The sequence below is a fragment of the Mycoplasmopsis bovigenitalium genome (genome assembly GCF_900660525.1).
GTDB classification, from domain to species: domain Bacteria; phylum Bacillota_I; class Bacilli_A; order Mycoplasmatales; family Metamycoplasmataceae; genus Mycoplasmopsis; species Mycoplasmopsis bovigenitalium.
The window spans coordinates 680,150-696,836 of record NZ_LR214970.1 but is presented as its reverse complement, the minus strand read 5'-3'; the positions used below and the strand labels follow the sequence as shown (position 1 = coordinate 696,836).

Here is a 16,687-nt window from a genome sequence, read left to right as displayed (position 1 = left end):
GGAGCATTATGTCAAAAAACTACAAAGATACATTAAATATGCCAAGCACCGGGTTTGAAATGCGTGCTAATTTAGTAAGCAAAGAACCTGAGTTCAGACAAAGATGATTAGATAACAAAATCTATCAATTAGTATTGGAGAACAACAAAAATAATCCAAGCTTTATTCTTCACGATGGCCCACCATATGCAAATGGAAACTTGCATATTGGCCATGCATTAAATAAAATTTTAAAAGATATTATTGTTCGTTATAAATCAATGAACGGTTTTTATGCTCCATTTATTCCTGGTTGAGATACACATGGTTTGCCAATTGAACATAAAATGCTTGAGGATGCACACTTAACCAAAAATGAGTTGACGCCTCTAGAATTAAGAAAAAAAGCTAAAGAATATGCTTTAAGTCAAGTTGAAAAACAAATGAATCAATTTAAACAAATGCAGCTTTTAACAGATTTTAGCAAGTATTATGTAACCTTGGATCCTAAATTTGTTGCACAACAATTGAGATTATTTAGAAAAATGGTTTTTGATGGGTTGGTTTACAAAGGATTAAAACCAGTTTATTGATCACCATCTTCTCAATCTGCCTTAGCTGAGGCTGAAGTTGAATATAAAGATATCGATAGTCCATCTATTTTTGTTGGCTTTGATATCGAAAGCACTCCTTGCGAATTTTTATCAAAAGGAGATAAACTTGTTATTTGAACTACAACTCCTTGGACTTTAATTGCAAACTCAGGGGTAGCCATTGGCGAGTCTTTTAAATATTCAATTGTCCAAAAAGACGATACTAAATATGTTATTGCTAGTGACTTAGTAGAAAAAACAAGCACCATATTCGGTTGAGAAAACTTTGAAATCATTGCAAACGTAAATGCAAGTGACCTAGTTGACACAAAATATGTTAGTCCGCTAAACAAAGAAATTTGCCCAGTTGTTTTTGGCCACCATGTCACATTAGAATCTGGTAGTGGTTTAGTTCATATAGCTCCATTATTTGGTGAAGATGACTTTTTAATCGGCAATAAATATTCACTTAATAAAATCATGCACATTGATGATGATGGTAAAATCAATCAATCAGGTCTGCAATATGCGGGTCAATACTATTCAAAAGCTGATAATATAATTATTGAAGATTTAACAAATTCAAAAAATTTAATTAGCGCTTCTAAAATAAATCACTCGTATCCGCACGATTGAAGAACACATAAACCAATTATTTTCAGAGGAACTCCTCAATGATTTATTTCAATTGAGAAAATCAAAACACAAATTTTAGAGCAAATTAATACAATAAATGCTTATCCAGAATGAGCTAAAAAACGTTTAAGCAATATGATTACAAATCATAATGACTGAACAATATCTCGCCAAAGAACATGGGGTGTGCCAATAATTATTTTCTATGATTCTGAATCAAATCCTGTTTTTGAAAAAGAAATTTTTGACCATGTTATTGAATTAATTGAAAACCATGGAGCAGATATTTGATGAGAATGAGATGCAGACAAATTACTTCCTAAAAATTACCAAAATAAACATTTTACAAAAGAAATGGACATAATGGATGTTTGATTTGATTCAGGATCAACTTCAATAGCAGTTGATATTGAAAATATAAAAGCACCATTTGATTTATATTTAGAAGGTAGCGATCAATACCGTGGTTGATTCAATTCATCGTTGATAAATTCAGTTGCTTTTAGTGGTAATTCTCCATACAAAAATTTAATTTCACACGGTTTTGTTTTAGATGGTAAAGGCGAAAAAATGTCAAAATCAAAGGGCAACACAGTTGACCCATTAAAAGTTATTGAAAAACACGGTGCCGACATTCTTCGTTTATGAGTTGCAAATAGTGAATATACAAATGATGTTTCTATTTCAGATACTATAATCAATCAAAATTCTGATTTATACAGAAAAATAAGAAACACAATTAAGTTCTTGCTTGCGAATGTAAATGGCTTTGAATATGATGCTAATTATCCAAGAAAAGGTGTGCATTCATACATAAAAAACAATCTAGAGCATGTTCGTAAAGAAGTTTTAAAATCATTTGATGAATATAAATTTATGAATGGTATTAAACTAATTAGCAATTATGTTATTGAGCTTTCAAGTTTCTATTTAAACTTTACAAAAGACATTATTTATGTAGAACAGTCGAATTCCGCAAACAGATTAATGACGCTTACCAACTATTATGAAATTTTAGAGTTTCTAATTACTATATTGGCACCTATTATGCCAACAACATCTGAAGACGCATATAATTTCTTTGATAAGAAAAATAAACAAATTTCAGTTCATTTGGAAAAAATTCAAAGAGAAAATGAAGTTGATTATGCAGTTATCGAAAAATGAAATGAATTCTTTATTTTGAGAGATAAAGTTAACTTAGCGATTGAAAAAGCGATAAAAGAAGGCATTGTAAAACGTAGCAATGAAGTCAAACTTACAATTAAACCAGAATCTGAGTTTATTATGTCGCTTGATTTAAAACAATTATTAATGGTTGGACTTGTTGAATTTGGTGAGGAATTTAAGGTTGAAACATTTGATTCAGTTAAATGTCAAAGATGTTGAAATCATTTTGTTAAACAACAAATCGTTGACGATTTATGTGAACTTTGCAATGAGGTTATTGCTTCGCTAGGAGACGTAAATGAATAATCAACAACAAACAAAATTTCAAAGTTTTGTGCAATTATTTAGAGACAGATTTAAAAATCATAAAAACAAAATATTGATTAATTATGCAATATTTGTTGGTGTTTGTTTAATCGCTATTTTAATTGACCAATTGACAAAAACATTCATTTTTAGGTGAAAAGATGAATCAAAATTTGAAGGCGATCCAACAGTAATTTACCAAGGAGCCATTTTAGGATTTCGCTCAGTATCACATCATGGTGTTACAATTATTCCTGATAAAAGTAAGCTAACAATTGTTTTAATCCAAATTATTAGTGTTTTAATTTTTATAGCTTTATGCTTTGTGCCATTTTTTGTAGATTCAAAAATTAGTGTAATTTTATTTGCATGCATTGCCGCTGGTGATGTTGGCAATATGCTTGACAGATTTATGTTTTCAGGCTACGTTAAAGATATAGTTTTTGCTGCTTTTCTTGAAAAATGAAGTGGTAGAGAACTAGGTACATTTAACTTTGCTGACGTATTTCTTGTGATTGGTGCTGTTGGATTAATAATTTACTTTATTACTGAAATTATTATTGAATACATCAAAGAGCAAAAGAAAAATAATTATGTTTCTACAAATGAAAATATCGAAACTACAAATGTTTCTAATGATGATAACAAAGAAGCCTAGGCTTCTTTTTTTGTATAAAAAACGTATAGACTAAATTAAGGTCTATACGTAATTTATTTAAAGTTATAAACAAAGTTTAAACGTGTCTTTTTAGGTTAAAATATGTTTTATCCCCATCAAATTTTGAGGTTTCACCTAATTCATCTTCAATTTCAAGTAGTCTATTGTATTTTGCAATACGGTCAGTTCTAGATAGTGAACCTGTTTTAATTTGTCCAGTATTTAAGGCAACTGCAAGATCAGCTATTGTTGTGTCTTCTGTTTCACCTGAACGGTGTGATACAACACAGGTAAATCCAGCTTTATGAGCTAATTCCATTGTGTCTAATGTTTCAGTTAATGAACCAATTTGGTTTAATTTAATAAGAATTGAGTTCATAACATCTTTTTTGATTGCTTCTCTTAAAATTTCTTGGTTTGTAACTGTTAAGTCATCTCCAACGATTTGTAATCTATCACCTAGACGTTTTTTCATTAATTTGAAACCATCTCAGTCGCTTTCAGCTAAACCGTCTTCAATTGAAATGATAGGGTATTGGTTAACTAGTTTTTCATAATAATCAACCATTTCTTCGGTTGTGTATTCAAGTTTAACATCTTTTAGGTGTTCAAAACCAGGACGTTTTTCTTCAATAGCTTGTTTTAATTTTTTGAATACATATTTTTTTGATTTTTCATCATAAAATTCACTTGAGGCAGGATCCATCGCAATAGCAACAGCTTTGTCTCCTGAAGTTGCAGGAACAAGTCCAGCAGCTTTAATTGCTTGAACCATGTAATCTAGAACTTCTTCATGTGATTTTAAGTTTGGAGCATATCCACCTTCATCACCAACAGTTGTTCCGTGTTCTTTTTTAAGAAGTTTACCTAGGTTGTGGAATACCTTATTAGCCATTTGCAATGCTTCTCTAAATGATTTTGCACCAACTGGCATAATCATAAATTCTTGCATATCAACAGTGTTTGAAGAGTGAGCGCCACCATTCATAACATTTAACATTGGCACTGGCAATGTTCTTGCATTTGTTCCACCGATGTATTTGTATAGTGGTAAACCACATTCATTTGCAGCGGCACGAGCTACTGCTAGTGAAACACCAAGAATTGCATTTGCACCCAATTTTGTTTTGTTTTTTGTGCCATCTAATTCAATCATTCTTAAGTCAATGCCTCTTTGGTCACTAACTTCGAAACCAATAATTTCTGGTGCAATAATTTCGTTAACATTTGTAACGGCTTTCATAACACCTTTGCCACCAAATCAGTTATCAGCAAATTCAGGAAATTCTTTGTCTCTTAATTCACAAGCCTCTCTAGTGCCAGTTGAAGCTCCAGAAGGAACCATTGCAACACCAATTGCATCTAATTCTGTTACAACTTGAACAGCTATTGTTGGATTGCCTCTTGAATCCAATATTTCTCTTGCATAAATATCAATAATTTTCGACATATTTGCTCCTTTATTATTTTATTTTGATAATTTCAACATTTTTTTCAATTATATTACATTCAAAATTTTTTAATTCAGAAAGTTCATTTTCTAGTCTCTCAACTTGAGTTAATTTAGGTTTAGTAACCGGCTCTTTTGGAGCAAATAACTCGCATGTTTCATTTGCTGGAATGATACTTATTTCATAAGTGCCAATTTTTTTTGCAATATCAATAGTTTCAACCTTATCTTTTGTTAGTAATGGTCTTAAAACTAATTTGCTTGATGAGTCATTTATTACCGATAATGACTCTAGAGTTTGCGAAGCAACCTGTCCTAAATTTTCACCATTTGAAAGAGCTGTGTAACCTTGTTTATCAGCTCACATTGACGCAAGTCTATAAAAACTTCTTCTTAGCAACGTTATTTTAAAAGAGGGGTTTGAAACAAGAGAGATGTAATTTAGAATTTGTGAATAATCAATTAAAATCAAGTTTGATTTTTGTTGGTATTTACTCAATACATTTATTAGATTTTTCATTTTATTAACAGTTCGTTCATCAGTTTGGGGTGGAGAAATAAATGAAAGAAAAGTTACTTCAAGCCCTCTCTTCATTAGCTCAAATGCGGCAACTGGTGAGTCAATTCCGCCACTCATCAAGTGTAAAACCCTGCCTGAAACACCAACAGGCAGTCCGCCTAGACCTCTGATTGTTTCAGTGAATATAAATGTTGATTTTTCTCTTACTTCAACATTGATATTTTTTTCTGGATTGTGTACATCAACCTTTATTGATGGGAAATTTGATAGTATGAATCCACCTAATTTTGTATTGATTTGGGAAGAATTAAGCTCAAAACCTTTATTAGATCTTCGAGCTGATACTTTAAATGTTTGTGTATCGTCAGAAACTAATTGTTTTGCTGCATTGAATATTTCATCAATATTATTTTCAACTTCAATAACAGGAGAAAATGAGCTTATTCCAAAGACGTTGCCAAGTTTTTCAAGATTATCAAGTGAATAACTAACAAACATTCGATCATATTTTGATTGTGGTTTTTCACCAAGGGTGCTTGAAACATTTCTTGATAAAATGTCTATAAAATTTTGTCTATTTTTCCCTTTTAAAGTTAATTCACCATATCTAATTAATATTTTTGTGTACATTCAATTTCTCCTTGTTTATTGTGTCATGCAACATTTTAAAAGCTTGTTTATACTTAAATTCCTTTAAATATGAGTTTGCTAATCTAATTTTTTTATCAATATTTTCGTTATCTAGTCTGAGTGGCAATAATTTATTTATTAAGTTGATTGACATTGCGTAATAAATTTTGCTTGTCATTGCTATTTGATAAACTTCAATAAGTTTGTTTGAAAGCTGTTTTATATCAAATTTGGTTAGTTTAACTTGTGTTTGTTGTAATGTTTCGTAAATATTAATTAATTCGTTAAATTTTGCTTGATTTTCCATTGAATTTTCCATTGAATTTTTCAATGAAATTATTTTTATATATCAAACTTCTAACATTCTTAATAAATAGTGTAAATATTCTGATTTTTTATTTAACTTTGTATCGATATATATTATTTTGTTAATATCAAGTATGAATTTGTAAATTGAACTTACCAAGACTGTTAATTGCAAAATATCATTGTCTTTTGATTCATTCAACTGTGTATCAAAATTATTTAATGCCTCATAATATTGTGATATATCTTTGTTTTTAGCAATTTTAACTTTTTGGCTAATTTCACTCAATTTTTCTCTTGCATTATTTAAAGATTGTTTTAAATCTGATATTGTTTTTATTGCAAATTGTTTGAATTCTTCCTCAAATTCTTCTTCCTTAATTAATATATTAATTTGATTTAACATTTTCTTTGCATCCATTAAATTATCTTGAAAAAATCTATTTTTGAAGTTTGATTGCATTGTTAAAAGATCATTTTCAATACTGTCAATTGAGTCTTTAATTTTTCCTGATTCTTTTACTTTTTCAATAGTTTTAGGCATATATTTAAATACTAATCATTCTATAGATTCAATATGACTTATTTTTTCTGCAAAAGCAGTTAGACGTTTTGATTGCTCTGTTAAAATTGATGAAACATCGCGTAAGTTGCGAGAATTTTTTTGACTTTCAAGTTCAATGGTTATTCCTTTAAGTTCCGCTAATTCTTTTTTTAGTAAAGGGTGGGAAACCGATAAATTATTTTTATTCGCATCTAACTTTTTATCAAGTTGCTTTAAAAGTTCAAAGGAATTAAGTACAACATTTTCAATCACGTTTAAGTGTTTATTTATTGTGTCGCTAATAGCAGAAAATTCAGAATTTAAGGCTATATATTCTTTATGAGCGGAAATAAAATTTAAATAATTCTTCTTGCAAATAGTTAAATTATATTTTTTTAGAGATTCTAAAAAATTATTTTTAGATTCTTGTAATTTTATTGTGATATTTTCAATATTTTTTGATATAGTTCCCAATTTACTTAAATCACTTTGGTATCTATTTGAATCTTTTGATAGATGTTTAATTCTTGCAATTGCTGCTCTGTTATTTGAATTATTTTTAACAATTTGAGCACTTATTTTGCTTATGTTATCTTTGTAATTTTGTAGTTTGCCATTTCTTATAATTAAAAATACTACTGCAATTAATGCAATAAAACAAGCAATAATAACGACTGGAAGAAAATATTTGTATCACATAATTCCTCTTTAAAATATAGTTTATTTATATTTTATTATATTAATTTTAATATTAAAAAAATCTGCAAAGCAGATTATAAGTGCACTGGATTATTATTGGGTACGTGAATTGATACTTTTGTAACCTTCAACGATTTTTTCTTTATAAAAGCCACAGAATTGGCAAACTTTGTGTTGTTGAATTTTGTTTGAACAATTTTTGCAGTCTACAAGGTTTTGTGGAATTAACGCATGGTGTGTACGTCTTTTATGTTTACGTTGTTTAGACGTTTTACGTTTTGGAACTATAGCCATATTTTCCTCCTTAAATATTTTGTTAAGATCTTAATTATTTATATTTAAATAACGTAATGTAATTATAAGATAAATTAGATAAAATGAAAATAAAAAATTAGGGTGGTTTTTAACCGAAAAATCAATTTAAAATCCGAAAAAATACTATCAAAAAAGTGATAATAGTTTATTATTTATTTAAACATAAAGAGTTGCTTAGCTTGACAGCATTGAGGCATGCCAACCCCTCTAAGGAAGGTGGATTGTTAGGGAGATTTCTCCAACATGTTCTAATAAGATTGTGAAAAGAGCTCTTTTGTTTTTAACTAAAAGGAGCTTTTTTATATTATGAATAAAAAATTATTTACTTCCGAAAGTGTTGGCCAAGGACACCCTGATAAAGTTTGTGATCAAATTTCTGATGCAATTTTAGACGCATATATTTTTCAAGATAAATATGCGCGAGTAGCAATTGAAACCGTTGCTACTGGTAATGTTTTATTAATTGGCGGTGAGGTTTATGCAAGCGCCAATGTAGATGCAGTTGAAATTGCTAAAAATATTTTAATTAAATTAGGTTACTATTCAGAGCAATTAAAAATTATTACAGACATTAAAAAACAAAGTTCAGACATTAGCCAAGGTGTTGCACTAGAAAATAATGAAATTGGCGCAGGCGACCAAGGTATTATGTTTGGCTATGCAACTACCGAAACAAAAACATATATGCCTCTAGCTATTTCGATTGCACATGACCTTGTAAAATATGCTGATAAATTGAGAATTGAAGGCAAGTTTAAGTGAGCGAAAGCTGATATGAAGAGTCAAGTTACTGTTGATTATACTGATTATGAAGAAACAAAAATTGATACTGTTTTAATGTCAATACAACATGATGAAAATTATGATGAAAAAGAATTCAAAAAATTTGTGAAAAACAATATTATTTCAATTGTTTTGGAAAAATATGGATTCAAAAATTGTGACAAAATTTTAATTAATCCTACCGGCAGATTTGTTATTGGCGGGCCAGTTGGGGACACTGGATTAACAGGCAGAAAAATTATAGTTGATACATATGGAGGCGCAGCTAGACATGGCGGCGGAGCATTTAGCGGGAAGGATTGTACAAAAGTTGATAGATCTGCTGCATATGCTTGCCGTTGAATAGCTAAAAATTTAGTAGCCGCAAGACTTGCGGAACGAATTGAGATACAAGTTTCTTATGCGATAGGAATTTCTAAACCAGTTTCAGTAAGTGTTTATACTTTTGGAACAGAAAAAGTTGAAAGAGATCTTATTAAAGAAGTTATAAACAATTTGTTTGATCTAAGACCAGCTGCTATTATTGAACAATTGGAATTAAGAAATCCAATTTATCAACAAACTAGTTATTTTGGCCACTTTGGTAGAGATGATTTAGATCTTCCGTGAGAGAGATTGAACAAAGTCAAAGAAATAGAAGAATATGTTAAAGAAAGAATTTTCTAAATATCTTGTTTATGTTAAAATAAACTTATAATTTATAAATAAATGAGGAAAATATGAGAAAAATTGTTAGACAAAAAAACAAAGAACGTGCAGCAAAAAGATTGCACAAACTACAAAAAGAACAAGCAAGAGATTTAAGAAGAGCGCAAAGAGCTCAAGCCTCAGAATAATTATTAATAATCCTTAAATTTTTCTTGATTCATAAAAATATAAAAAAATTGGAATTTACTTTTCCAATTTTTTATTTTGTGCATCATCCACATCAACAATTGTGAATCTAAGTGGCTCTCCACCATATTCATTATCAAACAAGATTTTAGGAGTCCTACCACCCGATACATTTCTATACATTTCCAATGCAGAAACATATTTTGAAAGATCAAATTTTTCCAATTCTTCAGTATTTTTGAATAGTTTAGGATAAATGTGCGAATAAGTAAATATTTCTACATTTATTTTTTGTTCATTATTTTCTAGTGAATTGGGTTCTTTATTAAGCATTGATTTTTGTAGTTTTATTTCAAGTATTGCGCCTTCGCCAGTTAATATAAAGAAATTAATTTCTTTGTTTTGTTCATTAATGTTTTCAAACATTACGTGTTGAAGCGCTTGATTGGTTTTAGGGCGATGGAATGCTCCTAAATCAAGCGAATTTTTTTGAATATCTAGACTATGAATTTCTAAGTCGGCTTTAAATTGGTCAAATGTTTCGTAGTGTGCAAAGGTGAAACGATCTAGGTTAAACAAAAATCAAAGTCAATTTTGTTTAAATAACTCACTTAATTTTGGTCTAAATTTAGAAAGCGGCAGTACTTTACCTAAATCTTCTGACCTTTGGAAAGCGGTTACGTTGTTTGCATACATTAAATATTCTTTTATTTCTGAGAAGTGTTTGTCATCTATTGCCTTTTGTTCATTAATATATTTAGCTTTTTGATCAGCATTATTTCCAAACACTATTTTAAGAAGTGAATCAATATATTCATATTGTAAAAATAGTTGCCATTTTTTTTCTTTTTCATTCGTTTTTTCAATGTGCGGCGTCATTTTTGTTGTTTGCTGATTGCAAGCAGTTATTAAGATTGGAGAACTAATTAATGAACCAGTAATTAGTGTTTTTAGAATTTTTTTAAATTTCATTTTTATCCCCTAAAATTAACACACCAAGTTCAGGCAATCCATAGTTAACAACAAGATCGTGTTCAAAGCTATTATATCCTTCTTGGTTGTGGTGAATAATTGCATTATGAACAATATCGGAGATAAGTTTTATAGCAATATTGTTGTTTCTGGCTCAAGGGAAATAGATGAATTTATCAAAAATAACTTTTTTTGTACCTTGTTGACGAGTTATAAACATTCTAATAATTAGCTTATCCTTTTTCAAGTAAAAAACATCATCTGGTGATTCTCTTGATTCGTCACCTACTTCAAGTTTGTCAAGGTAATTATTAGTGAATTTAAAATCATTTTGAATTTCTTTATTATCAAGATTTTCAATAAAACTTTCTGAATGCTTAGCATTTCCTTTAGGTTCAAGCGTTCATCAATTAGTGTATTTTCAAGTCAATTTATCAATGTTTTTTAACAAAAACATTCAATTTTTTGTGTAAAAATCATTGAATTTAGCAATAGTTTCTTGTTTCATAGAGCGAGAATATTCTTTAGAAATAGCAGCTAATTCTTGTAAAAGTAATTCATTATTCTCTTGTGATTTTATAAACTCTGTTTTACCAACTTCATCATTTTTGAATTGTTGATTTAGGATACTCTCGATAATTTTATCTGTTTTAATTTGACTTTGGTCAATGATTTTAGGCACATAATCAAAACCTGAAGGGCGTTCAGATTTTAGTTTTGAATAGTCATAAGAAGCACAAGATACGGTTAAAATTGGGGTTGAAATTATTAATGGCAATGATAATTTTGTCAATAAATTGTTAAGCTTATTCATTTACAAACCTCATACTAAATCTAATTATATTGAATTGATCTTTGTGAAAATCATTGCTATTTGAGTTTATTTTATTGTGTGCATTTAATGCATCAACAAAATAATCATTGTATTGATATATGCCTTGAAACTCCATAAATTTATCATCAGTGTATTGTTGTATAAATTGTTCTTCATTGAATTCTTCATCGTCAAATGCCATTGCGCTTTCTTTTTCTTCTTTATAAGCGCTTTCAAATTTAGATTTTCGTTTCTCATAAATTTCTTTTTCAATTGATTTTAAGTCATTTTCGATATTTTTAGAGTCTTTGAAATAAAGTAAATCTGGGTGAATTTGGATAACAACATTTCCATTGTATTTATATTTAAATATTCTTAGTGCAACATTGTTATAAACCAAGTATCATGTTTCTTTTTCTTGAAATTTGTTGTATTTAGCTACCTGCTTGATTTCTTGAAATGGAATAGATATTAACTTCGTAGGAGTTATGTTTTTGATTGAATAAATAAGAGAACCAAGTTCATTTTTAACGTGCTTAAACAATTTTTCTTCTGTATTGAAAGCACGATATCTGTCTCCATATGGGTTAAATATAAATTTGAATTTATCAATGTTATTTAGCGTCCAATACCAATCTTTTGACAATGTGTTTTTGATGACATTTTTTGAAGTATTAGCTAAATACTGATATTCTCCACCAACATTATGAACGCTTTTTGAAATAAAAATTGGATCATAAACAAAAGCATATTTAAGTTCAGAAAACTTTGAATAAGGAATATTTTCTTGTTGGGAAATATAAATGTTTGCTACATCACTTTTATTTGAAGTGTAACTTTTCAACATTTTTGCAATATGCACATTTTCGTATAACTTTGACTCATTTTTTAGGTTTTTTTCTTGCTTTTGTTCAATGTTTTTAGTGCAACTTATTGTAAAACTTGACAATAAAATTGGCGTAAGACTATGAAGAAATAACTTTTTCATAAAACAAGCTTTCTAATGGTTGGTTTTTGGCACCAGAGTATAAAATTTCGCCTTTGTGAATTAATGTTACTGAGTTTACGTATTTATCAATTTCTGCCAAAACATGTGATGATATTAAAATTGTTATTTTTTCATTGTTCAGTTTTTTTAATAGTGTAAATAATTCATAACGAGCAGTTGGGTCAAGGTTTGCTGCTGGTTCATCCAAAATTAATAATTTAGGATTATGTAATAATGCCTGAATTAAAAGAATTTTTTTCTTTTGCCCTGATGAAAATGTGTAAGGTTTCTCATTTTTTAATTCATCAATTGCGAATAATTTTAAAAATGAATCAATTCTTTCTTTAGCTATATTTTTATCAATACCTGACAAGATTGAAAAGTTATATAAATAGTCAAATACACTCAATTCACGGGGGAATATGGCAACCTCTGGAACATAACCAATTATTGAACGAGCTTCAGCATTTTTGATATTTATATCATTGATAAAAATATCTCCTTGATAATCAACATAAGCGCCAATTATAGTTTTAATGGTTGTTGTTTTACCTGCGCCATTTTCGCCAATAAATGCATGAAAATTACCTTCAGGAATTTCAAAATTTACATTTTTTACGCCTCTATTTGTTTTGCGGAATATTTTTTGAAGGTTAGCAATTTTTAGTATATTTTTTGCTTTAATCATTATTTATATTCCTTTCTTTTATATACAAAATAAACTGAGGTAAATAGGATTGCTATTGTGCCAATTCAAAGTGCAAAATATAGATTTTTATTCACAACTAATTTGTTGCGAGTTATTGAATACATTTGCGGAGAAGCGGTGAATAAATAATTATTGCTTGAATCTGTTAAGTTGTATCTAACTATAACTTTGTCATTTTTCCCATTTTCACCCTTTTTAATGTAAAGTTCTTTATTTATTGAGTCAAATCCGCCTATTTTATAAACAAATCCGTTAATTGTTAACTTAATTTGGTTATTGCCATAACTATTGTTAATTGAGGTATTTTTAATCATTGCTTTGAAAAGTTTTGTGTCTTGGTGGTTGAAGTAAATGTAATACATTAAACTAGCTGCAAAATAAATTTTTCTCTCAATTTCTGATTGAAGTTTTTGTTCTTTAACAGCGAATTCATTGAATATTGTTATGTTTGCATTTTTGTATTGATTTATAGTGCTTTTAGAATCATTTACATACTCAGAAATCTTACTCATCAAAGTATCGTGTAAATTATTTAAATTGTCATTATTTATATTGATTTTTGCAACAAATTCAGCGGCTATTTTATTGAACTGTTTATCTTTTAAGGCTTCTTTGACATTTGTTCAATGAAGCTTACCGACTAAATTGTTTTGAGCAGAAAATTGTGAATTATCTTCTGGAAAATCATTGTTTATTTCCGATGCTCCTTCACGAGCATAAATTACTCCAGAATTAGCAACATTGTCTATCACGGAATTAGATTTTATTAAGCCAGGTGTTATGTAGTTGTTTGTCGCTTTTCCTTGACGAATTGTTTGGTATTTTGTGTATTTTGGTTCAGTATCAAGTTTATATTTGTATGTTATTCTATCAAGATCATTGTAATAAACATAGTCGCTTAAATTACTATAACTGTTTGGTTGAATGCTTTCAAAAACATTTTTATTGTCTTTGTTAAATACATCCAGAAGTTGATATGGCAATGATAGTCACGAATAAACTTGCCATTCTATAGATGAATTTTGTGATAGCTTCATTACATCGTTTAGATATTGATGTTGTTGTTTTGAGAATTGTTCATTATTTATGCCATTAGGTAAAATTAATAATTCATCTTTATTGTTGTTTATAAAAAATGGTTCAACATTGGCTTCATTACCGGCTAAGTGGTAAGGATATTTTTTGTTTATAAAATATGCAGCATTGTTTATGTTTGTTGTTGAATTTATTGAAAGCAATGCGCCACCTAATGAAAGGGGTATAAAGAATGCTAATGGCAATGTAATTGCTATTTTTTGGTTCAATTTATTTGCAATCAATGAAGTAATCAATGAAATTAATAAATATGTGCATAATCCAACAAAAAGATACAATAATGAGTATAAAATTCAATAATTTATTGAATAAACACCATAAAGAGTTAACAATGCTGAAACTGTTAAAACACCTGATCAAATTAAGCCAAAATAGGTTAGTGTTAGTAATTTACCAAGCACTAAATTACTTCTCGACAGTGGCTTCGATAAGGTAATTAACTCAAGTCCCTCTTGCTCAAAATCCTTGAAAATATTCAAGGCTTTTATTGATGCAAAAATTACTGTAATTATTAATATTGCAAACGCATATAAATATGAAGTCAAACTCAAGTATTTTTCATTAATTGCAAAATTAATGACTAAACCAAGTGCAAAAGAACTAATTAATACCAATAAAGGCATAATTATTGTGCTCTTTTTCTTCATTATTATGTTGAATGCAAACCGCGAATAATTAAAAGCTGTTGTTTTCATCATAAATCCTTTCAAATTTTATGATTTCAGCTTATCTTTATATGTTAATGGTAGATTTTAGTTGTTAATAAAACACTAAATTATCTGTAATAATGTTACACTAATTAGCTAATTTTTGAAAATTATTTTGCTGTTTTGAAAATAAAAACACACATGCTACGTGTGTCTATTGCAAAATTACTCAAAAAGTTCAATGAATATTTTAAATTCCCCCATAGGATCATCATGCATTGAGAATAGTTTATATTCAAAATTATGATTTTGTTCGTTGAATTCATAATTTGTTAGTAAAGTTTTTAATCCGAAATTATTACCATTAACATTAATTTTTGAATATTCACTTAGTTCATTAAGTCTAAATTCCAAGGTTGCAAAATCATTTAGCATGTTGATTCTTTTTGGATTAAATTCTATTCTAGTTGCTTTTTTGTTTTGGGGATCAATGAATGTTAAAGTAGTGTATTTATAAACTTCTGAATCATATAAATCTTTGAATTCTGTTTGTTCAACAGTGGTTTCTGCTTCAAATTCAACAATATTTTGTTCACCGTTTTGTTGAGCAATTGATTTGAATTTTAATTTCATGATTTTAATCTCTTAACTACACAATCTTTTCCAAATAAATATATTGCTTTAGCCAACTCTGGACCATGTTCAGCATATGTGGCTGCTTTTCTAATTGGCATGAATAATTTTTTGCCAGTAACTGATAATTTTGATTTAGTTTGCTCGATTGCTAATTGGATGTTTTCAATAGTGAATTCAATTGAATTCAACAAATTGAAAAAGCAAGAGACAACCATTTTTTCTTCACTTGATAGATCAAAACTTGGTTGAATATCTTTGTTTAAATATTTATTTAGATGATGTTTAAGTTCATCAATTGTTGCGCAACTTTCTTTAAAAGTATCAACGAACAATGTTGACCATTCATTATTTTCGATTTCTAATTTACTTATAAGATTTTGAGTTGAAATATTTTTGAAATATTGTTTTGAAAATCAATTCATTTTAACAATATCGAATTTAGAAGGCGATTTAGAAAGTCTAGAAGGGTCAAATTTTTCAATTATTTGTTGTTTTGACATTATTTCACTTGAATCTTCTGCGGTTCAACCCAACAAGGTTAAGAAGTTAAATAACGCTTCAGGAACATAACCTTCATTTTTATAATCTTCAATAAATTGTTTTAGAGATGTGTCGCGCTTCGAAAGTTTTTTACCTTCCATATTTGTTATAACTGTTAAATGTCCAAATTGAGGAGCGTTTCAACCTAAAGCATTGTAAATAGCTAATTGTTTAGGTGTGTTGGTTATATGTTCTTCACCTCTTAAAACATGCGTGATTTCCATATCATAGTCATCGATAACAACAGCGAAATTATATGTAGGATAACCGTCAGATTTAAAAATTACCCAATCACCTATGTCGCTAGAATTAAAATCTATATTCCCTCTAACTAAGTCATTTCAGCTAAGAGATTGATTTTTTGGCATTGAAAATCTTATTGAAAATTCCCCAGAATCATCTCTTCTTTTTCTTTCTTCTTCTGTAATTTTTAACCAGTTTTTGTCATATTTAAATGATGGAATTCCCTTAGCTTCTGATTCGCTATGTTGTGCTTCCAGTTCTTCGGCATTGTCATATGCCTTATATGCAAACCCCTTCTCGATTAAAAGATTTGCAATTTCGCGATATCTGTCAAGTTTTTCGCTTTGACGATATTTTTTGTATTTAGGATTTGGATTAAGAGGGCTTTCATCAGGAATTATTCCTAGTCATGCTAAATTATCAAGTTGACTAGCCTCACCACCAGGAACATTTCTTTTTATATCGGTATCTTCTAATCTAAAAACAAAATCACCATTGAAATGTTTTGCATATAAGTAGCAAAATAATGCAGTTCGAGCCCCTCCAATGTGTAAATATCCTGTTGGACTTGGCGCATATCTTGTTCTAACTTTTTTTGTCATATTGATGCCTCCTATATA

The 16,687-nt window shown here is 28.9% G+C and carries 14 protein-coding genes; 3 read left to right on the top strand and 11 right to left on the bottom strand.

The features are described from left to right. Positions 1–8 precede the first annotated feature (8 nt). Together ileS and EXC34_RS03005 are read left to right on the top strand one after the other, a co-directional pair. A complete protein-coding gene (gene ileS, locus EXC34_RS03010) occupies positions 9–2,684 on the top strand; it encodes an isoleucine--tRNA ligase (protein ID WP_129687850.1) in 2,676 nt (891 codons plus the stop codon). Continuing rightward, complete coding sequence (locus tag EXC34_RS03005; protein WP_129687849.1) at positions 2,677–3,342, top strand: signal peptidase II; 666 nt, start codon at positions 2,677–2,679, stop codon at positions 3,340–3,342. Before ileS ends, EXC34_RS03005 begins: the two co-directional genes overlap by 8 nt. 76 nt (positions 3,343–3,418) lie before the next feature. Here the strand turns inward: EXC34_RS03005 and eno are convergent, their stop codons facing one another. From eno to rpmF, 4 genes are all read right to left on the bottom strand, one after another. Beyond that, complete coding sequence (gene eno / locus EXC34_RS03000) at positions 3,419–4,792, bottom strand: phosphopyruvate hydratase (RefSeq protein ID WP_129687848.1); 1,374 nt, start codon at positions 4,790–4,792, stop codon at positions 3,419–3,421. Between the two features lie 13 nt (positions 4,793–4,805). Further along, a complete protein-coding gene (gene thiI / locus EXC34_RS02995; protein WP_129687847.1) occupies positions 4,806–5,942 on the bottom strand; it encodes a tRNA uracil 4-sulfurtransferase ThiI in 1,137 nt (378 codons plus the stop codon). Further along, positions 5,920–7,491, bottom strand: coding sequence for a hypothetical protein (locus EXC34_RS02990; RefSeq protein WP_129687846.1), 1,572 nt, complete (start codon positions 7,489–7,491; stop codon positions 5,920–5,922). The genes thiI and EXC34_RS02990 overlap by 23 nt, the downstream gene beginning before the upstream one ends. Before the next feature lie 93 nt (positions 7,492–7,584). Next, a complete protein-coding gene (rpmF, locus tag EXC34_RS02985; RefSeq protein ID WP_004421481.1) occupies positions 7,585–7,785 on the bottom strand; it encodes a 50S ribosomal protein L32 in 201 nt (66 codons plus the stop codon). 327 nt (positions 7,786–8,112) lie between these two features. On the opposite strand from rpmF, the gene metK reads away from it, so the two are divergent. Continuing rightward, positions 8,113–9,255, top strand: a complete 1,143-nt coding sequence (gene metK / locus EXC34_RS02980) for a methionine adenosyltransferase (protein WP_129687845.1) — start codon at positions 8,113–8,115, stop codon at positions 9,253–9,255. Between the two features lie 225 nt (positions 9,256–9,480). Here metK and EXC34_RS02975 read toward each other — a convergent pair whose 3' ends face one another. The 7 genes from EXC34_RS02975 to gltX all read right to left on the bottom strand — a co-directional run bounded on the left by EXC34_RS02975 (position 9,481) and on the right by gltX (position 16,669). Continuing rightward, the gene (locus EXC34_RS02975) at positions 9,481–10,395 is read right to left on the bottom strand and encodes an aromatic motif membrane protein (RefSeq protein ID WP_129687844.1); all 915 of its coding nucleotides are present in this window, start codon (positions 10,393–10,395) and stop codon (positions 9,481–9,483) included. Continuing rightward, a complete protein-coding gene (locus EXC34_RS02970) occupies positions 10,385–11,209 on the bottom strand; it encodes an aromatic motif membrane protein (RefSeq protein WP_129687843.1) in 825 nt (274 codons plus the stop codon). Before EXC34_RS02970 ends, EXC34_RS02975 begins: the two co-directional genes overlap by 11 nt. Then, on the bottom strand, positions 11,202–12,197 hold the full coding sequence (locus EXC34_RS02965) for an aromatic motif membrane protein (RefSeq protein ID WP_129687842.1): 996 nt from the start codon (positions 12,195–12,197) through the stop codon (positions 11,202–11,204). The genes EXC34_RS02970 and EXC34_RS02965 overlap by 8 nt, the downstream gene beginning before the upstream one ends. Next, entirely contained in the window at positions 12,175–12,885 is a 711-nt protein-coding gene (locus EXC34_RS02960; RefSeq protein ID WP_129687841.1) for an ABC transporter ATP-binding protein, read from the bottom strand. The genes EXC34_RS02965 and EXC34_RS02960 overlap by 23 nt, the downstream gene beginning before the upstream one ends. Continuing rightward, positions 12,885–14,648, bottom strand: a complete 1,764-nt coding sequence (locus EXC34_RS02955; protein WP_318025052.1) for an ABC transporter permease — start codon at positions 14,646–14,648, stop codon at positions 12,885–12,887. The genes EXC34_RS02960 and EXC34_RS02955 overlap by 1 nt, the downstream gene beginning before the upstream one ends. A 225-nt stretch (positions 14,649–14,873) precedes the next feature. Beyond that, complete coding sequence (locus EXC34_RS02950; RefSeq protein WP_129687839.1) at positions 14,874–15,281, bottom strand: hypothetical protein; 408 nt, start codon at positions 15,279–15,281, stop codon at positions 14,874–14,876. Further along, the gene (gene gltX, locus EXC34_RS02945) at positions 15,272–16,669 is read right to left on the bottom strand and encodes a glutamate--tRNA ligase (RefSeq protein WP_129687838.1); all 1,398 of its coding nucleotides are present in this window, start codon (positions 16,667–16,669) and stop codon (positions 15,272–15,274) included. The genes EXC34_RS02950 and gltX overlap by 10 nt, the downstream gene beginning before the upstream one ends. Positions 16,670–16,687 lie beyond the last annotated feature (18 nt).